A 21,896-nucleotide genomic window follows, 5' to 3' on the forward strand; every position below is an offset into this window, starting at 1 on the left:
GATTCGGTAACACCCGTCGTCCAGACGGGTCGGGCGTCGTACCGTCGAGTGGTGACCTTCCGGACCGTGCTGGCGTTGAGCGCCGCCGTGCTCGCCTTCTCGGCCGGCACGGTCGCCGTCGACGGCACGGTCGGGACCGGGGTCGCAGCGACCCCGGCGAGCGCGGCCGAGCTCGGTCCGGACCCGGTGCACCACGAGCCCGTCCGGGTCACGAACGCGAAGCTCAAGCGGGTCGACTCGATCGAGCTCGACGCCGAATCGCTCGTGTTCCGGCGCGGCGACAAGACCGTGACCGAGGCGTCGATGCGTGACTCCCGCACGACGGTCAGCCTCCTGAACCGCCTGCTCGGCACCGCGTCGCGCACGCAGACGGCCGAGGGTGACGGCGGCGCGTGCTTCCCCGCCGGGACGACCTACACGTGGGGCGGGGCGGTCCGCGTGGCTGCCCTGACGTCCCCGGCCGCTGCCGGCAACGCGGTGGAGATCCGCGTCCTGCGCGAGACGGTGCGGTCCCGCTTCGGCGGCGACGTCGAACTGACCGGACCCGACGGTGTCCAGGTGGGCGACGACATCCGCACGGCGATCCGGGACGCCCCGAAGTCCGACCGGATGTCGTTCGGCTCCGCGGACGCCCGCGCGTTCCAGCTCCTGCTCGAGCCCGGGTGGGCCCCGCAGCACGACACCGCGAGCCCGCCCGACAGCCGCGGCACGGGCACCGAGACGGACACGAGCACGCCGTCCGACACGGACGCTGCCGCCGACCTCGGGACGAACGGCGTCTCGGCCCTGACCGACGACACCACGGTCACGGTGCTCGGGTCGCCGATGCCGGTGCACGCCAAGCGCACCTGCTGACCGACCCCGGTCAGACCCGCAGCGTCGCCACGACCGGGAAGTGATCGCTCGCGAACCACGTCTCCGGGCCGTCGTGGTCGATGACGACGCGGTCGACGCCGGAGATCCCCCGGGTGAACACCCAGTCGATGCGCTCCCCGGAGTCGACCGGCGGCTGCCAGTCGTTGAAGGTGGCCGTCCGGTCCGCCGGGTCGCCACCGACCAGCCAGGCGTCCTCGAACCCGGCCTCGACGAGCACCCGCGACGCAGGCCCCGCTCCGGCCGGCTCGTTGCAGTCCCCCGCCACGATGACCGGGCCGTCCGCCGTGCTCAGGCGTTCGACGATGAGCGCCGCGCTCCGCGCCCGGACGTCGTCCCCGTGCGGTCCGACCTCGTGGTCGAGGTGCGTCGTCAGGAGCGTGAACGCCTCGCCCTCGGCGTCGAGGAACCGCGCGTGGTTCGCCACTCGGGGGAACAGGCTCCCCCAGGTGTTCGACACGGGCTCGTCCGGGGTGTCCGAGAGCCAGAAGGCGCCCTCGTCGATCGGCCGGAGTCGGCTGCGACGGAAGAAGACGGCCGCGTGCTCACCGGCCGTGCCGCCCTCGCGACCCTGGCCGACGTCGCCGTGGTCGGGCAGACCGGCGCGGAGGTCGTCCAGCTGGTGCGCGAAGGCCTCCTGGACGCACACGAGGTCGGGGTCGTGCCGCCGGACCACGTCGAGCAGTACCGGCAACCGGGCGGGCCAGTCGTGGGCCGGATCCGGGTTCTTGACGTTGTAGGTCATCAGGGTGATCGGACGCGCTGCGTTGCTCACCCGTCGAACCTACCGACGGGCACGCTCAGGGCACCATGACCCGCCGCAGTGCGATGACCCCGTCGCGCGCCCGGGTCTTGGCGGTGCCGACCGGGACCCCGAGCCGCGCCGCGACCTCGGGCCCGGTCATCCCCACCAGGTGCCGGAGGACGACGGCGTCGCGCTGGCGCCCGGGGAGCGCGGCGACGGCGCGGCGGAGCTCGGCACGGTCGAGGACGCTCTCGGCCCGCTCCACGCTCGAATGGTCCACGAGGTCGGCGTCCCTGGTGCCGATCCGCAGGTCGCGGTCGCGGTCCGCCCGGCTCTTCCGGACCCGGTCGATCGCCCGGCGCTGCGCGATCGTGCGGATCCACGCGATGGCCGAGTGGGCCGGGTCGAACCGGCCGGCGATCTGCCAGATCTCGAGGAAGACGTCCTGCACGACCTCTTCCGCCTGCCACGCATCGACGAGCTGGTGGCGGACGTACCGCTCGACGAGCGGTCGGAAGCGGTCGTGCAGCCGGGTGAAGGCGGCGCGGTCACCGGCGGCCACCGCGAGGAGGAGCATGCGTTCTTCGTCGCGCTTGGCGAGGAGTTCGTCGTTCACGACTCGAATGTCACATACTGTAAATGTACTCGCAAGTACACTCCGAGCATGCGCCCCGAATACACCCCGAAGACCCTTCGACGCACGACGCCCAAAGGACTGGCGACCCGCAGCCGGATCGTCGCCGCCGCGGCCGACCTGATGCTGACGCGCGGCATCTCGGGGACGACGCTCGACGACATCGGCGCCGCCGCCACGGTCGGACGGTCGCAGATGTACCACTACTTCGCCGACAAGCAGGAGCTCGTGCGCGACGTCGTCCGGCAGCAGACCGACGCGATCATCGCGCACCAGGGGCCGGACTACGGCGACCTCACCACGTGGGACGCCTGGCAGCGGTGGCGGGACCGAACGGTCGCCGACGCCGAGGCCGGCGGCTGCGTGGGCGGCTGTCCGCTCGGGTCCCTCGGGACCGAGGTCGCCGAGCGCGACGCCGACACCCGCGACCTCGTCGCCGCCGGCTTCGCCCGCTGGGAGCAGGGGTTCCACGACGGCATCCGCACGATGCGCGAACGCGGGCTGCTCGGACCGGACGCCGACCCCGCCGCGCTGGCGACGACCGTGATGGTTGCGCTACAGGGCGGGCTGCTCCTGGCGCAGGTCCAGCGGGACGTCCGCCCGCTCGCGATCGGGCTCGACACCGCGATCACGACCATCCGCCGGCACGCGACCGGCTCCGGCGTCAGTTGATGCAGACGCCTGCCTTGCCGTAGCTCTTCACGTCGGTCGACGACGGCTTCGGCTCGGGCGCGGCGGGCTTCGAGGCCGCGGGCTTCGAAGCCGCAGCGCCGGATCCGGTCGAACCGGCATCGGACGATCCGGAGCCGGCAGCGGGGCTCGAGGCGGCACCACCGGCAGCGGCGACCGGGGTCACCGTCTTGCCGTCCGACCCGAGCACCAGCGTCACGCCGGTGACCGCGTTCGTCCGCACCGCGACGGCACCGGGCACGACGGCCGCGACCGCCTTCGCCTGCTTCTCCATGCCGGCCGGGTACTGCACCTGGGTCGTCTTCGTCAGGTCGGAGGACCCGGGTGCACCGACCTGGAAGCCGCGCGCGGTGAGGACGGTCCCGGCGGCTCCTGCGGCACCCGTGACACCGCTGCCGTTCAGCACGGTGACCGAGGTGCTCGCCGGCTGGGCGCGACCGGCCTTGCTGTACTCCGCGGGCTCACCGACGAGGCCCTGCACGAAGGCCGGCAGCCCGACGGTGTCGACCTCGACGATCGACAGCGGCGAGCCGTTGACGGTGATCGTCGGGGTACCGAGCGTGGGGATCGTCGCCGACTGGATGTTGCCCGGGCGCAGGTTCCGCATCTGGGTCGCCAGGTTGACCAGGTCGGTGTCGGTCTGGATCGAGCCACCGACCGCCTTGAGGATGTTGCCCATCTTGATCGGGTTGAGCAGCGTCCCCGCGGAGAGCACCTTGCGGGCCTCCTGCGAGAGGAAGTACTGCTGCCGGACGTTGCGGTCGAGGTCCCCGTTGGGCAGCCCGTGCCGCTGTCGGACGAAGGACAGCGCCTGCTTCGCGTCGAGGGTGGACTTGCCCTTCGGCAGGTTCACGCCCGAGTACGGGTCGTTGACGGCGTTGTTGAGGCAGACGTCGACCGGCCCGAGCTCCTTGACCACCTGGTAGAAGCCGAGCAGCGAGACGCGCACGTAGTGGTCGATCGTCAGGCCGCTGAGGTTCTGGATCGTCTTGATGAGCAGCTTCGCGCCCCCGGTGTCCCCGCCGCCGTTGAGGGTGCCGAAGTAGAACGCGCTGTTGAGCTTGCCCTTGCCGACACCCGGGATGTCGACGTACGAGTCGCGCGGGAACGAGATCATCGTCGCCTGCGAGCCGTCCTCGTTGATGTGCAGGACGATCATCGTGTCGGTGTTCGTCGCACCGCCGTCCGACTCGGTGCTGAGCTCCGCCATCTCCTCCGGCGTCGCGTTGTCCGGGCGGTGGTCGTCGCCGACCAGCAGGATGTTCTGCGCCTGGCCGTCGACGTCGTCCTTCGTCGCGGTACTCCCGGTGATCGCGTTGATCTTGGTGACGCCGTTCGACAGCGATCCGTAGGCGTACGCGGCGTAGCCGCCGCCGAGCAGGAGCGCCATGGTGAGCACACCCGCGACGGCGGGCAGGACCACCCCGCCACGTCGCTTCTGGCGGCCGTGCCGCGGTGGCGTGAAGCCGCGGCGGCCACGACCGGTCGTCTGCTCGGGCTCGTTCGTCACCCGGAAACCATAACGGGCGTGTGTGCCGACAACATCAAACCGTCCTGGCAGGTCGCCGCGATCCCGCCGTGACCGACCGGCGGACGGGAGGCGCGGTGCCAGCCGGCACCGCGCCTCCCGTCCGTGTTCGGTCGCGTCTCAGGACGCGAGCTTGCCCTTGTTGGTCTCCCGCGCCCGCAACACCGTGATCCCGGTGATCGCCGCGGCCGCCATCACGTAGAACGCCGGCGCGAACGTGTTGCCCGTCGCCGTGATCAGCCAGGTGGCGAAGTACGGCGTGATCCCGCCGAAGAGCGCGACGCTGATGTTGTACGCGATGCCCATCGACCCGTAACGGATCGCGGTCGGGAAGAGCTCGGCCATCGCAGCGCTCACGGCACCATCGAAGGCCGCCATGAACAGCCCGAGGAGCACCATCGCGCCGGCGGCAGCCCAGAAGTTGCCGGCGTTCATGAGCATGAGCGTCGGGTAGGTGAGCACGAGGAAGCCGCCGCAGCCGGCGAGCATCACGGGCTTCCGGCCGATCTTGTCCGAGAGCAGCCCGAAGAACGGCACGAGTCCGGCGATCACGATGAACCCGATGACGACCACGCCGTACGACACGAGCGGCGAGTAGCCGAGGTCGGCCTGCAGGTACGACGGCATGAACGTCTGCAGGATCCAGTGCCCGACGGCCTTGAGGACGACGAACCCGACGCAGAAGAGCAGTGCCTTCCACCCGGTGCGGAGCGATCGCCGGAGCGGGTTCTTCGCGAGGTCGCCCTTGGCCTTGAGCGCGCGGAACTCCGGGGTGTCCTCGAGCTTCGAGCGGAGGTAGAGCCCGACGAGCCCGAGCGGCAGCGCGATGAGGAACAGCACGCGCCAGCCCCACGACTCGAGGGCGCCGTCGCCCGCGATCGCCGTGAACAGGAAGACCAGTCCGCCACCCACGATGAACGCCGCGAAGCCGAAGACGTCGATGAAGCTCGTGACGAAGCCGCGTCGGTTCGAGGGCGCGGACTCGGCGAGGAGCGTGGTCGCCCCCGCTCCCTCACCACCGGCGGCGAAGCCCTGCACGAGCCGCACCACGACGAGGAGGATCGGCGCCAGCAGCCCGACGCTCTGGTACGTCGGCAGGATGCCCATCACCGCGGTCGCGCCGCTCGTGATGAGGATGACCGTCGCGAGGGTCGTCTTCCGGCCCACCCGGTCGCCGAGCGAGCCCCAGAAGAGTCCTCCGAGCGGACGCATCACGAACCCGGCGCCGAACACGGCGAAGGCCGAGAGCAGCGCGACCTGCGGGTCTCCCTGCTTGAAGAAGTACAGCGAGATGACCGTCGCCAGGGTGCCGTAGAGGCCGAAGTCGAACCACTCCACGAAGTGGCCGACGCCGGCCGCCACGATCACCTTCCGCATGCTCCGGCGGCGGGCGTCGTCGCCGAACACGTCCGGGACGGGGGCGTTGGCGGCGTCGGCGCTGGTGCGCGTCTGGGTTCCGTCGCTCATGGGGAGACCTCACACTTCGTTGTCGAGAGTTGGTTGACGATAGCACTCGCCGGGCACACTTTGCCACACAGTGGGAAAGTGTCGCCAGCAAGTGATACCGTCGCCGCCATGCAGTCCCGTGAACAGCACCACGACGTCGTGGTCGTCGGAGGTGGCCTCGCCGGTGTGAGCGCCGCCGTCGCCGCCGCCCGCCTCGGCTCCAGCGTCGCCCTCGTCACCAACCGCCCGGTCCTCGGCGGGAACTCCTCGAGCGAGATCCGCGTGTGGGTCGTCGGCGCCACCGCCCACGGCACACAGCGGTTCGCCCGCGAGACCGGGATCATGGGCGAGCTGTTCCTCGAGAACCAGTACCGGAACCCGCAGGGCAACGCGATCTACTGGGACCAGGTCGTGCTCGACCTCGTGCGCGCCGAGCCGAACGTCCACCTGCACCTCAACACCGACGTGCGGACCGTGACGACGGTGGACGACGAGACCGGCGCACCGCGCATCGCGTCCGTCACCGGCTGGACGATGGGCTCCGAGATCGAGACGACGTTCACCGCCCCGGTGTTCCTCGACTGCACGGGAGACGGGCTCGTCGGTGCCCTCGCCGGGGCGTCGTACCGGATCGGGCGCGAGGGCCGCGACGAACACGGCGAGGAGTGGGCGCCCGAACAACCGGACGACGAACTGCTCGGCAGCTCGATCTTCTTCTCCACGCACGACACCGGCCGCCCGGAGAAGTTCGTGCCGCCGTCGATCGCGAAGGACCTCAGCACGACGCCGATCCTGGCGAACCGGGCGATCAAGACCGGGGACAACGGCTGCAACTACTGGTGGATCGAGTGGGGCGGCGAGCTCGACACCGTCACCGAGAACGAACGGATCCGCGACGAGCTGTGGGGCGTCGTCTACGGCATCTGGGACCACATCAAGAACTCCGGCGCGTTCGACGCCGACTCGCTCACCCTCGACTGGGTCGGCGCGATCCCGGGCAAGCGGGAGTACCGACGGTTCGTGGGCGACCACACCCTCACCCAGCAGGACCTCCTCTCGCAGCGGACCTTCCCGGACACGGTCGCGTTCGGCGGGTGGTCGATCGACCTGCACCCGGTCGAGGGCGTCTACGCCGAGACCGCTGGGGCGCAGCAGCGGTACACCGACGGCACGTACGACATCCCGTTCCGCTCCCTCTACTCGGCGGACGTCGCCAACCTGCTCTTCGCCGGCCGGAACATCTCCGCGTCGCACGTCGCGTTCGGGTCGACCCGCGTGATGGCCACCTGCGCCACCCAGGGCCAGGCCGCCGGGACCGCCGCGCACCTCGCCGCCCGTCACGGCGTCACGCCGCGCGAGCTCGGCACCGACCACGTCGCAATGCTGCAGCAGACGCTCCTCCGCGAGGACGCGCCGCTCATCGGCGTCCGGGCCCACGACGGGGCGGACCTCGCCCAGCGCGCCCGGATCAGCGCGAGCAGCGAACTCGTCCGGCTCGACACCACCCCGTGGGCGACCGAGGACACCTTCGCGCTCGACCGCGACGCGGCGCTGGTCGTACCGGTCGACCCCGTGCTCGGTTCCGTCGCGTTCCGGACCGTCGCCGGCCACGACACCGACGTCACGATCGAGCTCTGGACCACGGGCCGGCCGCAGAACTACGCCCCGATCGCGCACGTCTCGACGCACACCGCGAGCGTCCCCGCCGGGGCGGGCGAGGCGGTCGTCGACCTCGGGTTCCGGCCGGACGAGCCGTGCAACGCCGTGGTCGTGGTCCGCCGGACCCCCGGCGTGCGCCTGGTCCTCACCGACGGGCACCCGTACGGCGTCCTCGCGCTCCGCGCCCGCACGGCCGACGACGAGCAGTTCGACGACCACATCCCCGAGGAGGCCGACCAGCCGGTCACCGACTGGGAGGCGCGGGCCCTGCGCGGACGCTCCTTCGCGTTCACGGCAGCCGACGCGTCGGACGCGTGGCGCGCCTCCCGGGTCGCCGACGGCTACCAGCGCCCCTTCGGCGGACCGCACCTGTGGTCGTCGGAGCCGGACGACGGTGCGGCGACCCTCACCCTCGACTGGGCGGAGCCCGTCGACGTCCGCGAGGTCCGCATCGTCTGGAACGACGACGTCGATGCCGACCTCATCAACCTGCACCACCACCGCACGCCGTGGGACGCGGTGCCCACCCTGGCCCGCGACTACCGGATCGAGGCGTGCGTCGACGGATCGTGGCAGGGACTCGTGACCGTCACCGACAACCGGCACCGGCACCGCGTGCACGACGTCGCGCCGACGCGGACCGCCTCGCTCCGCGTCGTCGTGACCGCCACGAACGGTTCACCGTTCGTGTCGGCGAGCGCCGTGAAGGTCTACTGACCCACCGCACCACCCGCAGCACCACCACGATCAAGGGAGATCGCCATGCGCCTGCGCGCACTGACCATCGCGACGGCCGTCGCACTGTCGCTGTCCGGGTGGGACGCGACGCACGGGGTGTCGGGCGTCGCCCTTGAGGACGTCGCGCTCGACGGCGCACCCCTCACCACGGCACAGGTGCGGACGAACCAGTTCGTCAGCGGTGTCACGGTGTCCTGATCGACTCCACGGGACAGAATGGGCGGATGGCCACCACCCCTCCGAACCAGAGCATCGAGCGCGCCGCGGCGGTCCTCGGCGCGCTCGGTGCCGCCGACGGGGCGATGCGCGCCTCCGACATCGCACGGGCGATCGGCCTCGGCACGTCGACGACCGGGCGGCTCCTCGCCACGCTCGAGTCGCTCGAGTACGTGCGACGCGACCCCGAGTCGCAGGGGTACTCCGTCGGACGGGCCGTCCTCGAGCTCGCCAGCCAGGGGCTCAACCACAACCCTGTCCACCGCGAGAGCCGGGCCGCCGCGCAGGAGCTCGCGCACCGCATCGGCCTCACCGCGAACGTCGGGGTGCAGGACGACGCGGCCTGCATCTACCTCTGCCACTTCGAGGGCTCACTCGCTCCGAAGTCGCACACCATGATCGGCATGCGGCAGCCGCTGCACGCCTCGGCGCTCGGCAAGGCGCTCATGCTCGACCTGTCACAGGCCGAGCGGGAGGCCCTGCTCGGCGCGGACCTCGCGCGCTACACGGACCACACGATCACGTCGCACGACGCGCTGACGGCGGACCTCGAGGCCTCCGCGAAGCGCGGCTGGTGCGTCGAGAACCAAGAGGTCGCGCTCGGCCGGTTCTGCATCGCGGCACCGATCCGGAACGCGTCGGGGCGCATCGTCGCGGCGCTGTCGATCTCCGGGCGGGTGACGCAGCTGCGGGACCGCGACACCGCGTCGCTCGCCGAGGACCTCATCGAGGTGGCCGACCGCATCAGCGTCGGCCTCGGCATGATCAGCGCGGTCGCGCACTGACGGACGGGAGGGACGGTGCGGGCCCGCACCGCGCCTCCTGGCCGTCAGGTGGTTGCGCCGGTCGCGTCAGTCGCGCTCGTCGCGTCAGTCGCGCTCGTCGCGCCGGTCGCGCTCGTCGCCTCAGTCGCGCGACGGCAGCAGGTGGATCGCCTCCATGGCGAGCTCGGCGGCGATCGGGTCCTTCGCGACGACTGCGGCCTTGAGCTTCTCGAGCTCCGGCAGCACGACCTCGGCCGGCACCAGCTCGGCCAGCTCCGGCACCCGCAGCTTGAACGCGAGCCCGTCCGTCGTCGCCTTGCAGAGCTGCTCGAGCGACGGGTTGCCGCAGTGGTCGGCCCACATCGCGTAGATGTCCGCGCCGTGCTGGGCGACCTCGCCCTGGTGCCGGGCCTCGACCTGCGCCGTGACGTCGTCGAGGGTCTTCACGACCTTCTTGCGCTGCGCGTCCGTGAAGCGCGGCGTCGCGAGGCGGGCGACACCGCCGTAGATCACGCCGAGCGTGCGGTAGGCGTCGAGGAGCTCGTCCTTCGTCGGGGCGGCGACGCGGGTGTACCGGTTCGGCGCCATCTCGATGAGTCCGGCACGGGCGAGCTCGGCGAGGGCTTCACGGATGGGGGTGCGGGAGACACCGAGCCAGGCGATGAGGTCGTCGTCGTTGAGCCGTTCGCCCGGCTCGAGGGTGCCGTCCATGATCGCGTCCCGGATCTTGTCCTGCACGGTGTCACGGAGGAGCTTCCGCTCGGCGGCGGGCTGCGTCGAAGGAACTGGCATGCGCCCAGCGTGTCACATGTGATGGGCCGGACGCGACAGGCGCGACGGCCACCAGGCCCGGCGCCCGAGGTCGTACGCCAGCGCCGGGACGAGCAGCGAGCGGACCACGATCGTGTCGAGCAGCACGCCGAAGGCGACCACGAACGCGATCTGCACGAGGAACAGGATCGGGATCACGCCGAGCGCCGCGAACGTCGCCGCGAGGACGACCCCGGCCGAGGTGATCACGCCGCCCGTGACCCCGAGCCCGCGCAGGACGCCCTCGTGCGGACCGTGCCGCAGGGCCTCCTCGCGCACCCGGGTCATGAGGAAGATGTTGTAGTCCACGCCGAGCGCCACGAGGAACACGAACGAGTACAGCGGGACGCTCGGGTCGGCCCCGGGGAAGTGGAACACGTGGTCGAACACGAGGGCACCGACGCCGAGCGCCGCGGCGAAGGACACGATGACGCTGCCGATGAGCACGAGCGGCGCCACGATGCTCCGGAGCAGCAGCATCAGGATGAGCAGGATGACCGCGAGCACCACGGGGATGATCAGCGTGCGGTCCCGGATGCCGGTGTCGTTCGTGTCGACGGCGGTCGCGGTCGCGCCACCGACGATCGCGCCGGGGTCCACCCGCTCGACCGCCGTGCGGAGGGCACGCACGGTCTGTTCGGCGGCGTCGGAGTCGGCCGGGTCGGACAGGGTGGCCTCGAGCAGGACGTCGCCGCGGGAGACGGTCGGGGTCCCACCGGCGGCGCCGCCCGGGTTGCCGCTCGTCGTCACGGGGACGGTGCCGGACGGGGCGTCCTTCGCGGCCGCCACGACGCTGTCCACGCCGTCCACGCCCGTGATCGCAGCGGCGAGCTCGTCGGTCTCCGCCGCGGCGCCGATGACCTGTGCCGGGCTGCCGGACCCGCCCGGGAAGTGGTCCGCGAGCACGTCCTGACCGTCGCGCGCCTGCGAGCTCCCGATGACCAGGTCGCTCTGCGGGACCCCGTCCGCCTTGAGTCCGACGAGGCCGGTGCCCATCGCGAGGAGCCCGACGGTGCACACGATCCAGACCACCCGGGAGCGGCGCGCCACGAGCCGACCCACCCGTGCCCAGAGCCCGCGGGCGTCGGGCCCGGTGAGGACGGGGTGCGCGCTGCCGTACTTCGGGCGGAGCGGCCAGAACGCCGCGCGCCGGAACGCCAGCAGGAGCGCGGGCAGCAGGGTGAGCGCGGCGAGGAGGCTGAACGCGATGCCGATGGCCGCGACGGGACCGAGCGCCTTGTTCGAGTTGAGGTCGGAGAGCAGCAGGCAGAGCACGCCGACGATCACGGTCCCGCCCGAGGCGAGGATCGGCTCGAGGCTCCCCCGCAGGGCGGCCTTCGTCGCGTCCCACCCGGTGCGGTGGTCGCGCAGTGCCTCGCGGAAGCGTGCGGTGTAGAGGAGCGCGTAGTCGGTCGCGGCACCGATGACGAGGATCGACAGGATCCCCTGCACCTGGCCGTTCACGGTCACGATGTCGGCCTTGGCGAGCCACCACACGACGAGGATCGACGCGCACAGGGCGAACGTCGCGGTACCGAGCACGAGGATCGGCAGGAGCGGTGAGCGGTAGACGATGATGAGGATCACGAAGACCGCGGCGAGCGCCACACCGAGCAGCAGCCCGTCGATGCCCGCGAAGGCCTCGGTGAGGTCGGCGGTGAAGCCCGCCGGACCCGTGACGTAGCCCTGCACCCCCGACGGCAGCGCGTCCTCGACGTCGGCGCGGACGGCCTCGACGGCGTCACCGGTGTCCGCGCTCTGGGTCAGCGTGGCGACGATCTCGACCGCGTCGCCGTCCTCGCTCGGGATCACCGGGCTGACGCCCTGCACGTCGTCGCGGTCCCCGAGCCGGTCGGCCAGGGTGGTCGCGGCACGCTGGTCCGCAGCCGTCATGCCGCCGTCGCGCTCGAGCACGATGATCGCCGGTGCGCCCGACGCCTGCCGGAACTCGGACGCGCGTTCCTGCACCTTGGTGGCGTCCGCCGATGCCGGCAGGAACGACGTCTGGTCGTTCGTGGAGACCTCGGAGATCTTGCCGAAGAACGGACCGCCGACGGAGGCGATCGCGAGCCAGACCACGATGACGAGCGCGGGGAGGACGATGCGGAGGAAGCGGGACACGTCCGTGAGCGTACTCCAATCGTCAGCATGCTGATTACTAGAGAGGGCGAAGGAACGGGATCCGTAGACTCGGAGCATGGACGACACCCCCGACGCATGGCCGCTGGGGCGTCTCCTCTCCGCCGCTGCCCGGGCGATCGAACGGGACTGGGACGAGCGTCTGCGTGCGATCGGCCTCCCGCACGCGGCGCTCATCGCGATCGACATCCTCGTGCGGACCGGCCCGACGGGCGCGGACACCCTGGCCCGGACGGCACGCGTGCAGCCGCAGACGATGTCCCGCACGCTCGAGCGGATGGAGCGCGACGGCCTCGTCGAACGCTCGCCGCACCCGGATGACCGGCGACGGCGGATCGTCACCGTGACGGAGCACGGGCGCGAGGCGTGGGAGACCGCCCGGCACATCGAGCGTGACGTCTTGCCGGACGACGCCGCACTGCGGGGCGCCCTGACCCTGCTGCTCGAGAAGCACCGGCCGAACCGAACACCTAGCGGTTGATATACCACATACGGTAGACTCGCGGAGTCGGTAGCACGACCGACCCGACCCGCAGGAGACCCGATGTCCGAGCACCGAGCAGCCCGTCAGGCCGCCGAACGAGCCGAAGCAGCCGATGCGGCCGAACTGGCCGAGGCGGCAGCGCAGGCAGCATCGATCGCCGCCGCCGACGCCAGCACCGACGCGGGCACCGACGCCCCCGCACCGCGGGCACCCCGGAGCGGATCGAGCGCCCGCAGGCCACACAGCAGCGGCTCGAGCCGGAGCGGGAGCTGGAGCAGGAACGGCCGGAAGCGGCGCCGACGCCGCCGGAAGCGCCCGTTCCTCGTCGCCGTCCTCGGCACCGCCGGCTCGCTCGTCGCCGTCGCCACGGTGCTCGCCGTCGTCGCCGGCCTCTTCATCGCGGGCCTCGTCCGCAGCTTCGACGCCGACGTCCTCGCCGACCCGTTCCCGACCGGCGCGCGCCCCGCTCCGACCGAGGGCGCGCAGAACATCCTGCTCATCGGATCGGACTCCCGCCAGGGCGCCGACCCCGACGGCGACCGCGCTGCCGGTGGTCGCTCGGACACCCTGATGCTCGCCCACGTCCCGGCCGACAAGCGGGCCGTGTACCTCATGTCGATCATGCGCGACTCGTGGGTCGAGGTCCCCGGCCACGGCACCGCGAAGATCAACGCGGCGTACTCCTGGGGCGGGGTTCCGCTGACGGTGCAGACGGTCGAACGCCTGCTCGACGTGCGCATCGACCACGTCGCCGAGATCGACTTCGCCGGCTTCTCGGGCATGACCGACGCGCTCGGCGGGGTGACGGTGCAGTCACGGACGGCGTTCTCGGCCCGCGGGCACGAGTTCACTGCCGGCGCGAACCACCTCGACGGCGACGCGGCCCTGGCGTTCGTCCGCGAGCGGTACGCCTTCGCCGACGCCGACCACACCCGCGTCCGGAACCAGCAGGCGTTCATGCGCGGGATCGTCGACGGACTCCTCTCGCGCGACACCCTCACGAACCCCGGGCGCGTGCAGGACTTCGTCCGGGCGACGAGCGAGTACCTGTCGGTGGACGCCGGTCTGACCGTCCGCACGATGGTCGACCTCGGCTGGTCCCTGCGTGACGTCCGGCCGTCGGACCTGCGGACGTTCACGATGCCGACCGCGGGCGGCGGGACCTCGGCGGACGGACAGTCCTACGTCGCGGTGAACACCATCGCCGTGCAGTCGCTGTCCCAGGCGCTCCGGTCGAACGACGTCGCCGGGTGGCTGGCCGACAACCCGCAGTAGCCGGACGCAGCAGGACGCCCGGTGACCACTCGGTCACCGGGCGTCCTGTCGATCGGAGGAACGATCAGGCGGGGAGCTGGAGCTCCTGGCCGGCGTAGATCAGGTTCGCGTCGTCGATGGTCGACGTGTTCGCGGCCCAGAGCTTGTTCCAGCCGCCGTCGATGTGCAGCTTCGTCGCGATGCTGTCGAGGGTCTCGCCCGACACGACCGTGTAGGTCTTGCCGCTCGTCTTGACGGCCGCGGGCTTGCTCGGGGCAGCCGGAGCCGCCTCGGTCGCGGGGGCCGGGGTCGACGGCGCGGCCTGCTGCGGGGCGGCCTGCTGCACCGGCGCCTGCTGCTGCGGGGCAGCCTGCTGGGTCGGGGCGGCGGGAGCCGGAGCGGCGGCCTGCGGGGCGGCGCCGGTCGTGCCGCTCAGCCCGAGCTGGGCGGAGCAGGCCGGCCATGCGCCCCAGCCCTGCGAGGCGAGGACGCGCTCGGCGACGGCGATCTGGGTCGCACGGCTCGCGGAGGCCGGGTTGCCCGTGCCGCCGTTCGCCTGCCAGGTGCCGAGGTTGAACTGGAGGCCGCCGTAGTAGCCGTTGCCGGTGTTGATCGCCCAGTTGCCGCCGGACTCGCACTGCGCGAGGGCGTCCCAGGTCGAGCCGGATGCTGCGTTCGCGGGCGCCGCCGCGAGGCCGACACCCGTCGCGGCGATGCCTGCGAAGGCGAGGCCACCGACGATGGTGCGGGTACGAGAAAGCTTCTTCATGGTTGATTGCTCCACCGGGACCACGGATCGAGAGCCGATCGCCACTGCCCGTCCCGACCGATCGCGGTCGTGTCGTGGGGTGCGCCACCGGGGGCAGTGGTCTCGTGCCGGTGGCGCCTCGGTCGGCCACCATAGGAAACTCTTCACCGTTATCAAACCGAGACAAACGGTTCTACCCGTTGGTGCTATGTCTCCGGGGACGGAACCTGTACGCGTGGATCCCCATGGGCATGGTCATCGCGGCGGACCCGGGTACGTCACCTTGGCAATTCCCTGGCAATGACGACCAGGAGGCACGTGGCGGCGCCGACCCGCGCCTCCCGTCCGCCGGTCGGTCACCCTCGGGACAGCAGCGTCACCGCTTCCAGGTGGCCCGTCTGCGGGAACATGTCGAGCACCCGCGCGCGCCGCAGGCGCAGCGACGGCATCCGCGCGAGGTCCTTCGCCAGGGTCACCGGGTTGCAGCTCGAGTAGACGACGTGCCGCACGTCCGACTCCTCGAGCCAGGTCGACAGCGTCTCGCCGATCCCGCGCCGCGGCGGGTTGACGACGACGAGCTCGGGGACCGCGTCGGGTCGGGCACGGAGCGCGTGCTCGGTCGCGTCGTCCGCGGCGAAGCGGACGCCCTCGAGGCCGGCCTCGCGCGCCGACTGCCCCGCCGACCGGACGGCCTCGCGGCTGGTCTCGATGCCCGTCACCGCGCGACCGGGGCGGACGGCGTGCAGGGCGAAGCCGCCGACGCCGCAGTAGAGGTCCCACATCGACGCGGGCGCCACCTCGTCGATCCACGCCGAGGCCTGGGCGTACAGCTCGGTGGCCACGTGCGTGTTCGTCTGGAAGAAGCTCTGCGGGCGGAGGTGCATCGTGACGTCACCGAGTCGCATCGAGAGCGTCTCCCGCTCGGTGAGCACGATCTCCCGCTCCCCCTCGGTGACGGCCTTGTGCTCCGGGAGCAGGTTCACGGTGACGACGACGGCGTTCGGCAGCACCCGGTGGAGCGCGTCGAGGTGCTGCCGGAGGCGCACCAGCTGTCCCTCGGAGCGCAGGACGAACCGCACCATGAGCTCCCCGTCCGGCGACTCCGTCACGAGCACGAACTTCAGCTCGCCCCGGCGGGTGGCGACGTCGTACGGGATGAGCCCGGCGTCCGCGATGAACCCGGCGAGGATCGGGAGCGCGTGCTGGATCCCGGGCGTGCAGATGCCGCAGTGCCGGAGGTCCACCCCGCGCTGCCGGTGGTCGAGGATGCCGACCGTCGGGTGCTGGACGGTCCCGCCGACCACCATCTTCGCCTTGTTGCGGTACGCGGACTCGGGGCTGGTGATCGCGGGCAGCCACTCGACCGAGCCCGGACCCCCGGCGGCCTCGACCGCGTCGTGCAGGAGTTCGCGCGTGCGGAGTTCCTTGTCGAGGACCTGCTCGGCGTACGGCTGCCCCATGAGCGTGCACGAGCGGCACACCCCGCGGTCGAAGTAGTCGCACTGCATGGCCGAGTCAGGATACGGCAGCGGCCGCCGGTCGCGATCAGCGCATCAGCCACTCCGCCCAGGCCGCACGGCAGACGCGGTCGGCTCGCGACGCCACGGCACGCGTTTCGTCGCGCTCCGCGGCGGAGGCCGACGAGATCGCGTCGCACCAGGACGACACCGAATCGTCGCCGAGGTAGCGGTCGTCCGGGTAGAGGTCGGCGATGCTCGAACCAGCGGGACCGACCGCGGGCGTCCCGACCTCGAGCGAGCGGATCGCGATGCCGGACTGGAAGAACCGCTTGTAGGGCACGACGACGGCGTCCGCAGTGGCCAGGAGCTCGTCGAGCCGGTCCTCGTCGACGAAGGCGTCCGTCACGGACCACCCGTCGACCTCGGGCCACCGTCGCCCGACGATCTCGAGGCGGTGCGAGTGTCCGATCTCCTGACCGATCCCGGCGAGCAGCGCGAGGTCGCGGTCGGGCTTGAACTGCCCGAGGACCCGGACCACCGGACGGTCGCTCGACATCGACACCGTGTCGGGGACCGCGCGTGGGACGACGGGGTGCGGCAGCAGCTCGGGCTCGGTGCCCGGACAGTCGTCTCGCAGGGCGGTCGCGGCGGTCCCGCTGTGCACGATCAGGCGGACACCACGCGCGAGCGCACCGAACCGACGCGCGACGACGCCGTACCCGCGGGCTCGCACGAGCGGGTGGGGATCGTGCACGACGAGGGCCGCCTCGGCCCGTCGGCCGAGGACGACGCGCATGATCACGCGATCCAGGTGGCCGAGGACCGGCCACGTCACGATGACCCGGGTCCCACCACGACGGCCATCCCGGCGAGCGGCCCACAATGCGAGGAGGTACCGCCGCACCCAGCCGGCACCCGAGCCTCCTGCGACGCTCGGCTCGTGCACGTCGGTGACCGACACCCGTGCTCCGGAGGCGCTGAGTGTCGCAGCCAGCCCGTGGGCGTAGTGGTGCAGCGCACCGCCGAGTGTGTTCACCACGATGACGTCGCGTGCACTCATGCGACGACTCCGATCGGGCGGGTCGGCACGTCGGCGACGAGTCGTGCCTGCTGACCGTGCAACCAGGCGTCGGCAGCGAGTCGGCCGTCCCGCTCGGGCAGCGCAGCTCGCACCTGCTCTCGGTCCAGCGGCGCCCGCAGGGCGCTCGTGATCGCTCGCGCGAGTCGCCGGGTGAACGCCGGGGCCGTCGGCGGGACGACGCCGTGACCGTGGTCGCGCAGCCAGCCGGCGAGCCCGGTCTGGTCGGTGGTCACGATCGTCAGGCCAGCGGCGAGGGCTTCCTTGATCGGCAGACCGATCTGCTCCCGCCAGCGTCCGTCGGCGACCGAGGGAGCGACGAGGACCGCAGACGAGCGGACCACGGCGGTAGCGGCAGCGTGCGGGAGTCGTCCCGTCACTCGCCGTGTCGACGGGGACGAGGCGGCCCACTCGGCTGCCAGTGGCTCGAGTGGCCCTGGCCCGATCAGCACGATCGTCGCGCCGGGAACGGTGCGTTCGACGGCGGGCCAGGCATCCATCAGCTCCCGCACGCCCTTGCGCTGCTCCATCGCCCCGACGAACACGCATGTCAGCGGGCTCGGATCGACCGGGGCATCGTCGGGGCGGGGCAGTTCGAGTGTCGACGACTGTTCGATCGCCGCGGTGAACGGGAGGGACGCGTAGGTGGCTCGTGCGTCGTCGCTCGCGAACGCGATGCGGTCGATGGTCAGTCGAGCAACGGCGCCGACGAGCAGACCCACGAGCCGGACGACGACGCCCGGCACCCGGCGACGCCCGCCCACGAGGGTCGCGAGGTCGTTGTTCTCCATCGCGTACGTGACCACCCGGTGCCGACGACGCCGGAGCACCCCCGCAGCGCGGAACCCGGCCGCGAGCAGCACGTGCTTCGGCCAGAACCGCATCCACAGCGGTTCCGGGACCTCGAGCGTGGTGGCCGTGGTGGTCAAGAACCGACGGAGCGCTCCCGTCATGGTCACTCGCTGGATGGCGGGAGCGAGGTCCGTCCCGGCGAGGTCGTAGTTCACGTCGAGGTAGAGGAGCTCTGCGGGTGTGCCGCGCAGGTGGCGCTCGATGTGGGCGGCCCGCAACTCGGGGACGATCCGCATGCTCCCCACCGATGCGCTCACGCCGCCACCGCCTGGCGGGTCGCGACGCCGGCCTGCTCGGCGAGGGCGTGCTCGTACGCGCCGCAGACGCCCGACCACGTGTACGCCGAGCGGGCCCGGTCACGCACGCTGCCCCGGAGCAGCTCCTGCTCGACGGGGTCGGCGAGCAGGTCGAGGACGGCATCGGCGATCGCGCCGGGGTCGGGCTGGACGAACCGGACGCCGGTGCCGGCGAGGACCTCGCGGTTGTACACGGTGTCGCGGGCCACGGTGGGCGCCCCGCAGTGCATCGCCTGCACGAGGGCCGGGTTCGTGCCGCCGACGCTGTGCCCGTGGAAGTACGCGCCGGCGTGCTGCCACAGTGCGAAGAGCCGGTCGTCGTCGGACACGTGGCCGAGCCAGGTCGCGTCCGGGTTCCGGTCGGCGAGGTCCTGCGCGGCGGTGTCGAGCTCCCCGCCGTAGCCCGTCGACCCGACGATGACGACCGGGTGGCGCTCGGCGATGCGCTCCGCGGCGACGAGGAACTCGGCCACCGTGTTCTCCGGCACGAACCGCGCCACCACGAGGGCGAACGGTCGCCCGGCGAGGTGCGCGTCGTCGGGGTGCAGCGGCAGGAGGTCGGACTCCGTGCCGCCGTAGGGGATCATCACGCCGGAGCGGCCGAACTCGTGGCGCCAGTAGTCCCCGATGGCGTCGGCGTCGAAGACGAGCCGGTCGGCGAACCGTGCGGTGGCCCGGGCGCCGGTCTTGAACACCGCCTTGGCGAGCCGCCCCCACTTCGCGCGCTCCCACTCGATCCCGTCGACGTTGACCACGGTGGGGATGCCGGCGAGCCGCAGGAGCGGGAGCCAGTACCCGTTCGCGCAGTTCATCACGAGCGCGACGTCCGGCCGTCGTCGGATCGTGTCGAGCACGGCGGTCAGGCCGTACGTGAGGGTCGAGAGCGACCGCGACTCGAGGCCACGGGTCGTGCGTCGGGTCACCCGGTGGTCGAGCGACGGATCGTCCACCCGCTCCTGTCCGGGACGGCCGTAGACCGTGACGTCCCAGCCGACGTCGGCCAGGTGCGGTGCGATGTGCCGCACGGCCGTCTCGAACCCGCCGTAGTAGGACGGGTACCCGCGCGTCCCGATGATCGCCACACGCTTGGACATACCCGCTCCCTCGTTCACCTGATGACTGCAATGATATTCTACATTGCAGTTCCAGGTGGCGGAAGAGCGGGTTACTCGGCAGCGGCGTCCTGGATCGTGGTCGCGATCCGGTAGATCGACGTCGTCGCGGCGAGGAACAGCGTCGTGCCGTCGTCGCCGCCGAAGCAGAGGTTCGCGGTGACCTCGGGGACCGCGATCTCGCCGAGTCGGGTGCCGTCCGGGTCGAACACGACCACGCCCCGGTGCGACGAGGACCACACGTTGCCGTGCACGTCGACGCGGATGCCGTCCGGAGCGCCCTCGCCGGGCTCCAACCGTGCGAACACCCGACCGTTCTTGAGCAGGTCGCCCCGGTCGCCCCGCCGGTCGTACGCCCGGATGACCGGGTCGTCGCCGGACGAGCTCGCGACGTAGAGCACCTGCTCGGTCGGGTCGAACGCCAACCCGTTCGGTTCGTCGAGGTCGGTGGCGACCGGCCGCAGGTCCGCACCGTCCGGGCCGCAGCGGAACACCCAGTGGTCGCCGTACTCCCGCTCGCCCGGGTGCCCCTCGCGCGGCTGGGTGATGCCGTACGCCGGGTCGGTGAACCACACGCTGCCGTCCCGCGCGACGACGACGTCGTTCGGGGAGTTCAGCCGGACGCCGTCCCACGCGTCCACGATCGGTGTGACGATCCCGTCCCGGTCGCGCTCGACCCGTCGGTTCCCGTGCGAGCACTGCACGACGCTGCCGTCGCGGTCGAGGGTGCGGCCGTTCGTGAACTCGACCCCCTCCGCGTACACCGACGTCTCGCCGGAGTCGGCGTGCCACTGCAGGATCCGGTCGCCCGGGATGTCCGACCACCGCAGGGTCCGGCTCGCGGGGATCCAGCACGGCCCCTCGGCCCAGGTACTGCCCGTCGCGATGCGCTCGACGGCGCCGGGGTCGGGGACGAGATCGGTGAACGACATGTGCTCTCCTTCGAACACCTCGACCCTATTCGCCCGTGCGGTCGATGATCTCGGTCATCGCCCCGGCGGCTCCGTCCGCGTCTCCGTCGGCCACCGCGCGGGCGAGTCGGACGTGCAGTCCGACGTCGTGGAGACCCGGCCGGATCCCGGCCCGGTCGTCGAGTGCGCGCGCGACCACGCGGTGCAGCCGCCCGTACATCGCGTTCCCGGACAGCTCCAGCACCAGTCGGTGGACCTCGCGGTCTGCCTGGAGGAACGTGGCCGCGTCGTCCGGACCCGTGGCGGCGGCGAGGCGGTCGGCGGCGGCGAGCAGCGCCTCCAGGTCGGCACGGTGCGACGCGTCGGACGCGCGCCCGGCGGCGGCCGCCGCGGCCACCGGCTCGACCGCGCGGCGCAGCGCGCGCAACTCCCCGAGGACGACCCCACGCTCCGGACCGGCGAGCCGCCAGCCGATGACGCGCGGGTCGAGGACGTCCCACTCCGACGCGGGCAGGACCCGGAGCCCGACGCGACGACCGGCGCTGAGGAGGCCGAGGCCGACGAGGACGCGGACGGCCTCGCGGACGATGCTGCGGCTCGAGCCCGTGCGGGTGACGAACCCGTCGATGCTGTCGCGGTGCCCCGTCGGCAGCGATCCGTCGACGATCGCGGCGCCGAGCCCGTCGAGCACCCGGTCGAAGATCACCGCTGGGAGACCGGGCTGACCACGAGCTCGTCGACGCGCATGTGCGACGGGGCCTCGAGCACGAACGAGACCGAGCGGGCGATGTCCTCCGGCTGGAGCATGACCGCGCGTGCGGCCGAGTCCGGCACCGAGGGGCGCTGGTCGAGGAAGTCGGTGGCGACGTCGCCGGGGCACAGGTGGGTCGCGCGGACGCCGTGCCCGGCCTCCTGCTGGTTGAGCGTCCGGACGACAGAGCCGAGCGCGGTCTTCGACGCCGAGTAGGCGACCCCGGCCCCGGGTTGGAACGACCAGCCCGCGTACGACGACACGACCACGACGATCCCGCCGGACTCGCGCAGCGCGGGCAGCGCCGCGTCGACGACCGTGACGACGGCGGTGAGGTTGGTGTCGACGATGGCGCGGAAGTCCGACAGCGACTGGTCGTCCCACCGACGCTGGGGGCTGTTGAGCCCGGCGGCGAGGACGAGTCCGTCGAGCCGCCCGTACTGCGCGAGCAGGGTGTCGCGGGCAGCGGTGACGTCCTCCGGGTCGTTCGCGTCGAGGGGCAGCACGTCCGCCGTCCCACCCTCGGCGCGGATCTCGGTCGCGACCTCGGCGAGTCGGTCCGCCCGGCGTCCGCTGAGCACCACCGTCCAGCCGTCGCGGGCGGCCGCACGAGCGCTCGCCGCTCCCATGCCGCTGCCGCCGCCGGTGATCCAGAGCACGCGTGCGTCGTTCATGGGGGAATAGTATGCCTATTGCTGCGACCGGACC

The 21,896-nt window shown here is 72.0% G+C and carries 21 protein-coding genes; 7 read left to right on the top strand and 14 right to left on the bottom strand.

What is annotated here, in order from left to right; genetic code table 11:
- The first annotated feature begins 51 nt into the window (after positions 1–51).
- Positions 52–855 carry a hypothetical protein gene (locus BJK06_RS06725; RefSeq protein ID WP_139219854.1) on the top strand — a complete coding sequence of 268 codons (804 nt, stop codon included), beginning with the start codon at positions 52–54 and terminating at the stop codon, positions 853–855.
- Between the two features lie 10 nt (positions 856–865).
- Here the strand turns inward: BJK06_RS06725 and BJK06_RS06730 are convergent, their stop codons facing one another.
- Together BJK06_RS06730 and BJK06_RS06735 are read right to left on the bottom strand one after the other, a co-directional pair.
- Positions 866–1,648, bottom strand: coding sequence for an endonuclease/exonuclease/phosphatase family protein (locus tag BJK06_RS06730; protein ID WP_070417238.1), 783 nt, complete (start codon positions 1,646–1,648; stop codon positions 866–868).
- Between the two features lie 25 nt (positions 1,649–1,673).
- Positions 1,674–2,234 (bottom strand): sigma-70 family RNA polymerase sigma factor, encoded by a 561-nt coding sequence (locus BJK06_RS06735; protein WP_156794792.1) that lies wholly within the window; start codon positions 2,232–2,234, stop codon positions 1,674–1,676.
- A 48-nt stretch (positions 2,235–2,282) separates the two neighbouring features.
- Here BJK06_RS06735 and BJK06_RS06740 point away from each other — a divergent pair, with 48 nt between their 5' ends.
- Positions 2,283–2,924, top strand: a complete 642-nt coding sequence (locus tag BJK06_RS06740) for a TetR/AcrR family transcriptional regulator (RefSeq protein WP_070417239.1) — start codon at positions 2,283–2,285, stop codon at positions 2,922–2,924.
- Here the strand turns inward: BJK06_RS06740 and BJK06_RS06745 are convergent.
- Together BJK06_RS06745 and BJK06_RS06750 are read right to left on the bottom strand one after the other, a co-directional pair.
- Positions 2,917–4,452 (bottom strand): LCP family protein, encoded by a 1,536-nt coding sequence (locus BJK06_RS06745; RefSeq protein ID WP_070417240.1) that lies wholly within the window; start codon positions 4,450–4,452, stop codon positions 2,917–2,919. The two genes, BJK06_RS06740 and BJK06_RS06745, sit on opposite strands and share 8 nt — an antisense overlap.
- 138 nt (positions 4,453–4,590) lie before the next feature.
- Entirely contained in the window at positions 4,591–5,937 is a 1,347-nt protein-coding gene (locus BJK06_RS06750; RefSeq protein ID WP_083295113.1) for an MFS transporter, read from the bottom strand.
- Positions 5,938–6,015: 78 nt separating this feature from the next.
- Here BJK06_RS06750 and BJK06_RS06755 point away from each other — a divergent pair, with 78 nt between their 5' ends.
- The 3 genes from BJK06_RS06755 to BJK06_RS06760 are packed head-to-tail and all read left to right on the top strand — an operon-like array spanning position 6,016 to position 9,314.
- Positions 6,016–8,292: an FAD-dependent oxidoreductase gene (locus tag BJK06_RS06755; RefSeq protein WP_374930691.1), complete on the top strand. Its 2,277-nt coding sequence runs from the start codon at positions 6,016–6,018 to the stop codon at positions 8,290–8,292.
- 45 nt (positions 8,293–8,337) lie between these two features.
- Positions 8,338–8,511, top strand: coding sequence for a hypothetical protein (locus tag BJK06_RS18520; protein WP_156794793.1), 174 nt, complete (start codon positions 8,338–8,340; stop codon positions 8,509–8,511).
- Positions 8,512–8,537: 26 nt separating this feature from the next.
- Complete coding sequence (locus tag BJK06_RS06760) at positions 8,538–9,314, top strand: IclR family transcriptional regulator (RefSeq protein ID WP_070417242.1); 777 nt, start codon at positions 8,538–8,540, stop codon at positions 9,312–9,314.
- 120 nt (positions 9,315–9,434) lie between these two features.
- Here BJK06_RS06760 and BJK06_RS06765 read toward each other — a convergent pair whose 3' ends face one another.
- Both BJK06_RS06765 and BJK06_RS06770 read right to left on the bottom strand, forming a co-directional pair.
- Positions 9,435–10,085 carry a GntR family transcriptional regulator gene (locus tag BJK06_RS06765; RefSeq protein WP_083295114.1) on the bottom strand — a complete coding sequence of 217 codons (651 nt, stop codon included), beginning with the start codon at positions 10,083–10,085 and terminating at the stop codon, positions 9,435–9,437.
- 12 nt (positions 10,086–10,097) lie between these two features.
- Positions 10,098–12,224 carry an efflux RND transporter permease subunit gene (locus tag BJK06_RS06770; RefSeq protein WP_070417244.1) on the bottom strand — a complete coding sequence of 709 codons (2,127 nt, stop codon included), beginning with the start codon at positions 12,222–12,224 and terminating at the stop codon, positions 10,098–10,100.
- Positions 12,225–12,300: 76 nt separating this feature from the next.
- Between BJK06_RS06770 and BJK06_RS06775 the strand changes: the two genes are divergently transcribed.
- A complete protein-coding gene (locus BJK06_RS06775) occupies positions 12,301–12,723 on the top strand; it encodes a MarR family winged helix-turn-helix transcriptional regulator (protein WP_070417245.1) in 423 nt (140 codons plus the stop codon).
- Between the two features lie 63 nt (positions 12,724–12,786).
- Positions 12,787–14,001: an LCP family protein gene (locus tag BJK06_RS06780; protein ID WP_083295115.1), complete on the top strand. Its 1,215-nt coding sequence runs from the start codon at positions 12,787–12,789 to the stop codon at positions 13,999–14,001.
- Positions 14,002–14,065: 64 nt separating this feature from the next.
- Here the strand turns inward: BJK06_RS06780 and BJK06_RS19105 are convergent, their stop codons facing one another.
- From BJK06_RS19105 to BJK06_RS06820, 8 genes are all read right to left on the bottom strand, one after another.
- Positions 14,066–14,749, bottom strand: coding sequence for a transglycosylase family protein (locus BJK06_RS19105; RefSeq protein WP_070417246.1), 684 nt, complete (start codon positions 14,747–14,749; stop codon positions 14,066–14,068).
- 335 nt (positions 14,750–15,084) lie between these two features.
- Positions 15,085–16,236 carry a 23S rRNA (uracil(747)-C(5))-methyltransferase RlmC gene (gene rlmC / locus BJK06_RS06790; RefSeq protein WP_070417247.1) on the bottom strand — a complete coding sequence of 384 codons (1,152 nt, stop codon included), beginning with the start codon at positions 16,234–16,236 and terminating at the stop codon, positions 15,085–15,087.
- Positions 16,237–16,273: 37 nt separating this feature from the next.
- A complete protein-coding gene (locus tag BJK06_RS18525; protein ID WP_070417248.1) occupies positions 16,274–17,248 on the bottom strand; it encodes a hypothetical protein in 975 nt (324 codons plus the stop codon).
- Positions 17,245–18,375: a glycosyltransferase family 4 protein gene (locus BJK06_RS06800; protein WP_156794794.1), complete on the bottom strand. Its 1,131-nt coding sequence runs from the start codon at positions 18,373–18,375 to the stop codon at positions 17,245–17,247. Before BJK06_RS06800 ends, BJK06_RS18525 begins: the two co-directional genes overlap by 4 nt.
- Positions 18,372–19,508 carry a DUF1972 domain-containing protein gene (locus BJK06_RS06805; protein ID WP_070417250.1) on the bottom strand — a complete coding sequence of 379 codons (1,137 nt, stop codon included), beginning with the start codon at positions 19,506–19,508 and terminating at the stop codon, positions 18,372–18,374. Before BJK06_RS06805 ends, BJK06_RS06800 begins: the two co-directional genes overlap by 4 nt.
- A gap of 71 nt (positions 19,509–19,579) precedes the next feature.
- Complete coding sequence (locus tag BJK06_RS06810) at positions 19,580–20,458, bottom strand: SMP-30/gluconolactonase/LRE family protein (RefSeq protein WP_070417251.1); 879 nt, start codon at positions 20,456–20,458, stop codon at positions 19,580–19,582.
- Positions 20,459–20,483: 25 nt separating this feature from the next.
- The gene (locus tag BJK06_RS06815; protein WP_070417252.1) at positions 20,484–21,143 is read right to left on the bottom strand and encodes a FadR/GntR family transcriptional regulator; all 660 of its coding nucleotides are present in this window, start codon (positions 21,141–21,143) and stop codon (positions 20,484–20,486) included.
- Positions 21,140–21,862 carry an SDR family oxidoreductase gene (locus tag BJK06_RS06820; protein ID WP_070417253.1) on the bottom strand — a complete coding sequence of 241 codons (723 nt, stop codon included), beginning with the start codon at positions 21,860–21,862 and terminating at the stop codon, positions 21,140–21,142. Before BJK06_RS06820 ends, BJK06_RS06815 begins: the two co-directional genes overlap by 4 nt.
- Positions 21,863–21,896 lie beyond the last annotated feature (34 nt).

The sequence above is a fragment of the Curtobacterium sp. BH-2-1-1 genome (genome assembly GCF_001806325.1).
Taxonomy (GTDB): domain Bacteria; phylum Actinomycetota; class Actinomycetes; order Actinomycetales; family Microbacteriaceae; genus Curtobacterium.

What these genes read in the sequence shown, in the direction of transcription:
- BJK06_RS18525 (WP_070417248.1), bottom strand. Translation starts at nt 17,248, where the DNA reads ATGAGTGCACGCGACGTCATCGTGGTGAACACACTCGGCGGTGCGCTG.
- BJK06_RS18520 (WP_156794793.1), top strand. Translation starts at nt 8,338, where the DNA reads ATGCGCCTGCGCGCACTGACCATCGCGACGGCCGTCGCACTGTCGCTG.
- BJK06_RS06805 (WP_070417250.1), bottom strand. Translation starts at nt 19,508, where the DNA reads ATGTCCAAGCGTGTGGCGATCATCGGGACGCGCGGGTACCCGTCCTAC.
- BJK06_RS06780 (WP_083295115.1), top strand. Translation starts at nt 12,787, where the DNA reads ATGTCCGAGCACCGAGCAGCCCGTCAGGCCGCCGAACGAGCCGAAGCA.
- rlmC (WP_070417247.1), bottom strand. Translation starts at nt 16,236, where the DNA reads ATGCAGTGCGACTACTTCGACCGCGGGGTGTGCCGCTCGTGCACGCTC.
- BJK06_RS06775 (WP_070417245.1), top strand. Translation starts at nt 12,301, where the DNA reads ATGGACGACACCCCCGACGCATGGCCGCTGGGGCGTCTCCTCTCCGCC.
- BJK06_RS06750 (WP_083295113.1), bottom strand. Translation starts at nt 5,937, where the DNA reads ATGAGCGACGGAACCCAGACGCGCACCAGCGCCGACGCCGCCAACGCC.
- BJK06_RS06740 (WP_070417239.1), top strand. Translation starts at nt 2,283, where the DNA reads ATGCGCCCCGAATACACCCCGAAGACCCTTCGACGCACGACGCCCAAA.
- BJK06_RS06765 (WP_083295114.1), bottom strand. Translation starts at nt 10,085, where the DNA reads ATGCCAGTTCCTTCGACGCAGCCCGCCGCCGAGCGGAAGCTCCTCCGT.
- BJK06_RS06820 (WP_070417253.1), bottom strand. Translation starts at nt 21,862, where the DNA reads ATGAACGACGCACGCGTGCTCTGGATCACCGGCGGCGGCAGCGGCATG.
- BJK06_RS06810 (WP_070417251.1), bottom strand. Translation starts at nt 20,458, where the DNA reads ATGTCGTTCACCGATCTCGTCCCCGACCCCGGCGCCGTCGAGCGCATC.
- BJK06_RS06760 (WP_070417242.1), top strand. Translation starts at nt 8,538, where the DNA reads ATGGCCACCACCCCTCCGAACCAGAGCATCGAGCGCGCCGCGGCGGTC.
- BJK06_RS19105 (WP_070417246.1), bottom strand. Translation starts at nt 14,749, where the DNA reads ATGAAGAAGCTTTCTCGTACCCGCACCATCGTCGGTGGCCTCGCCTTC.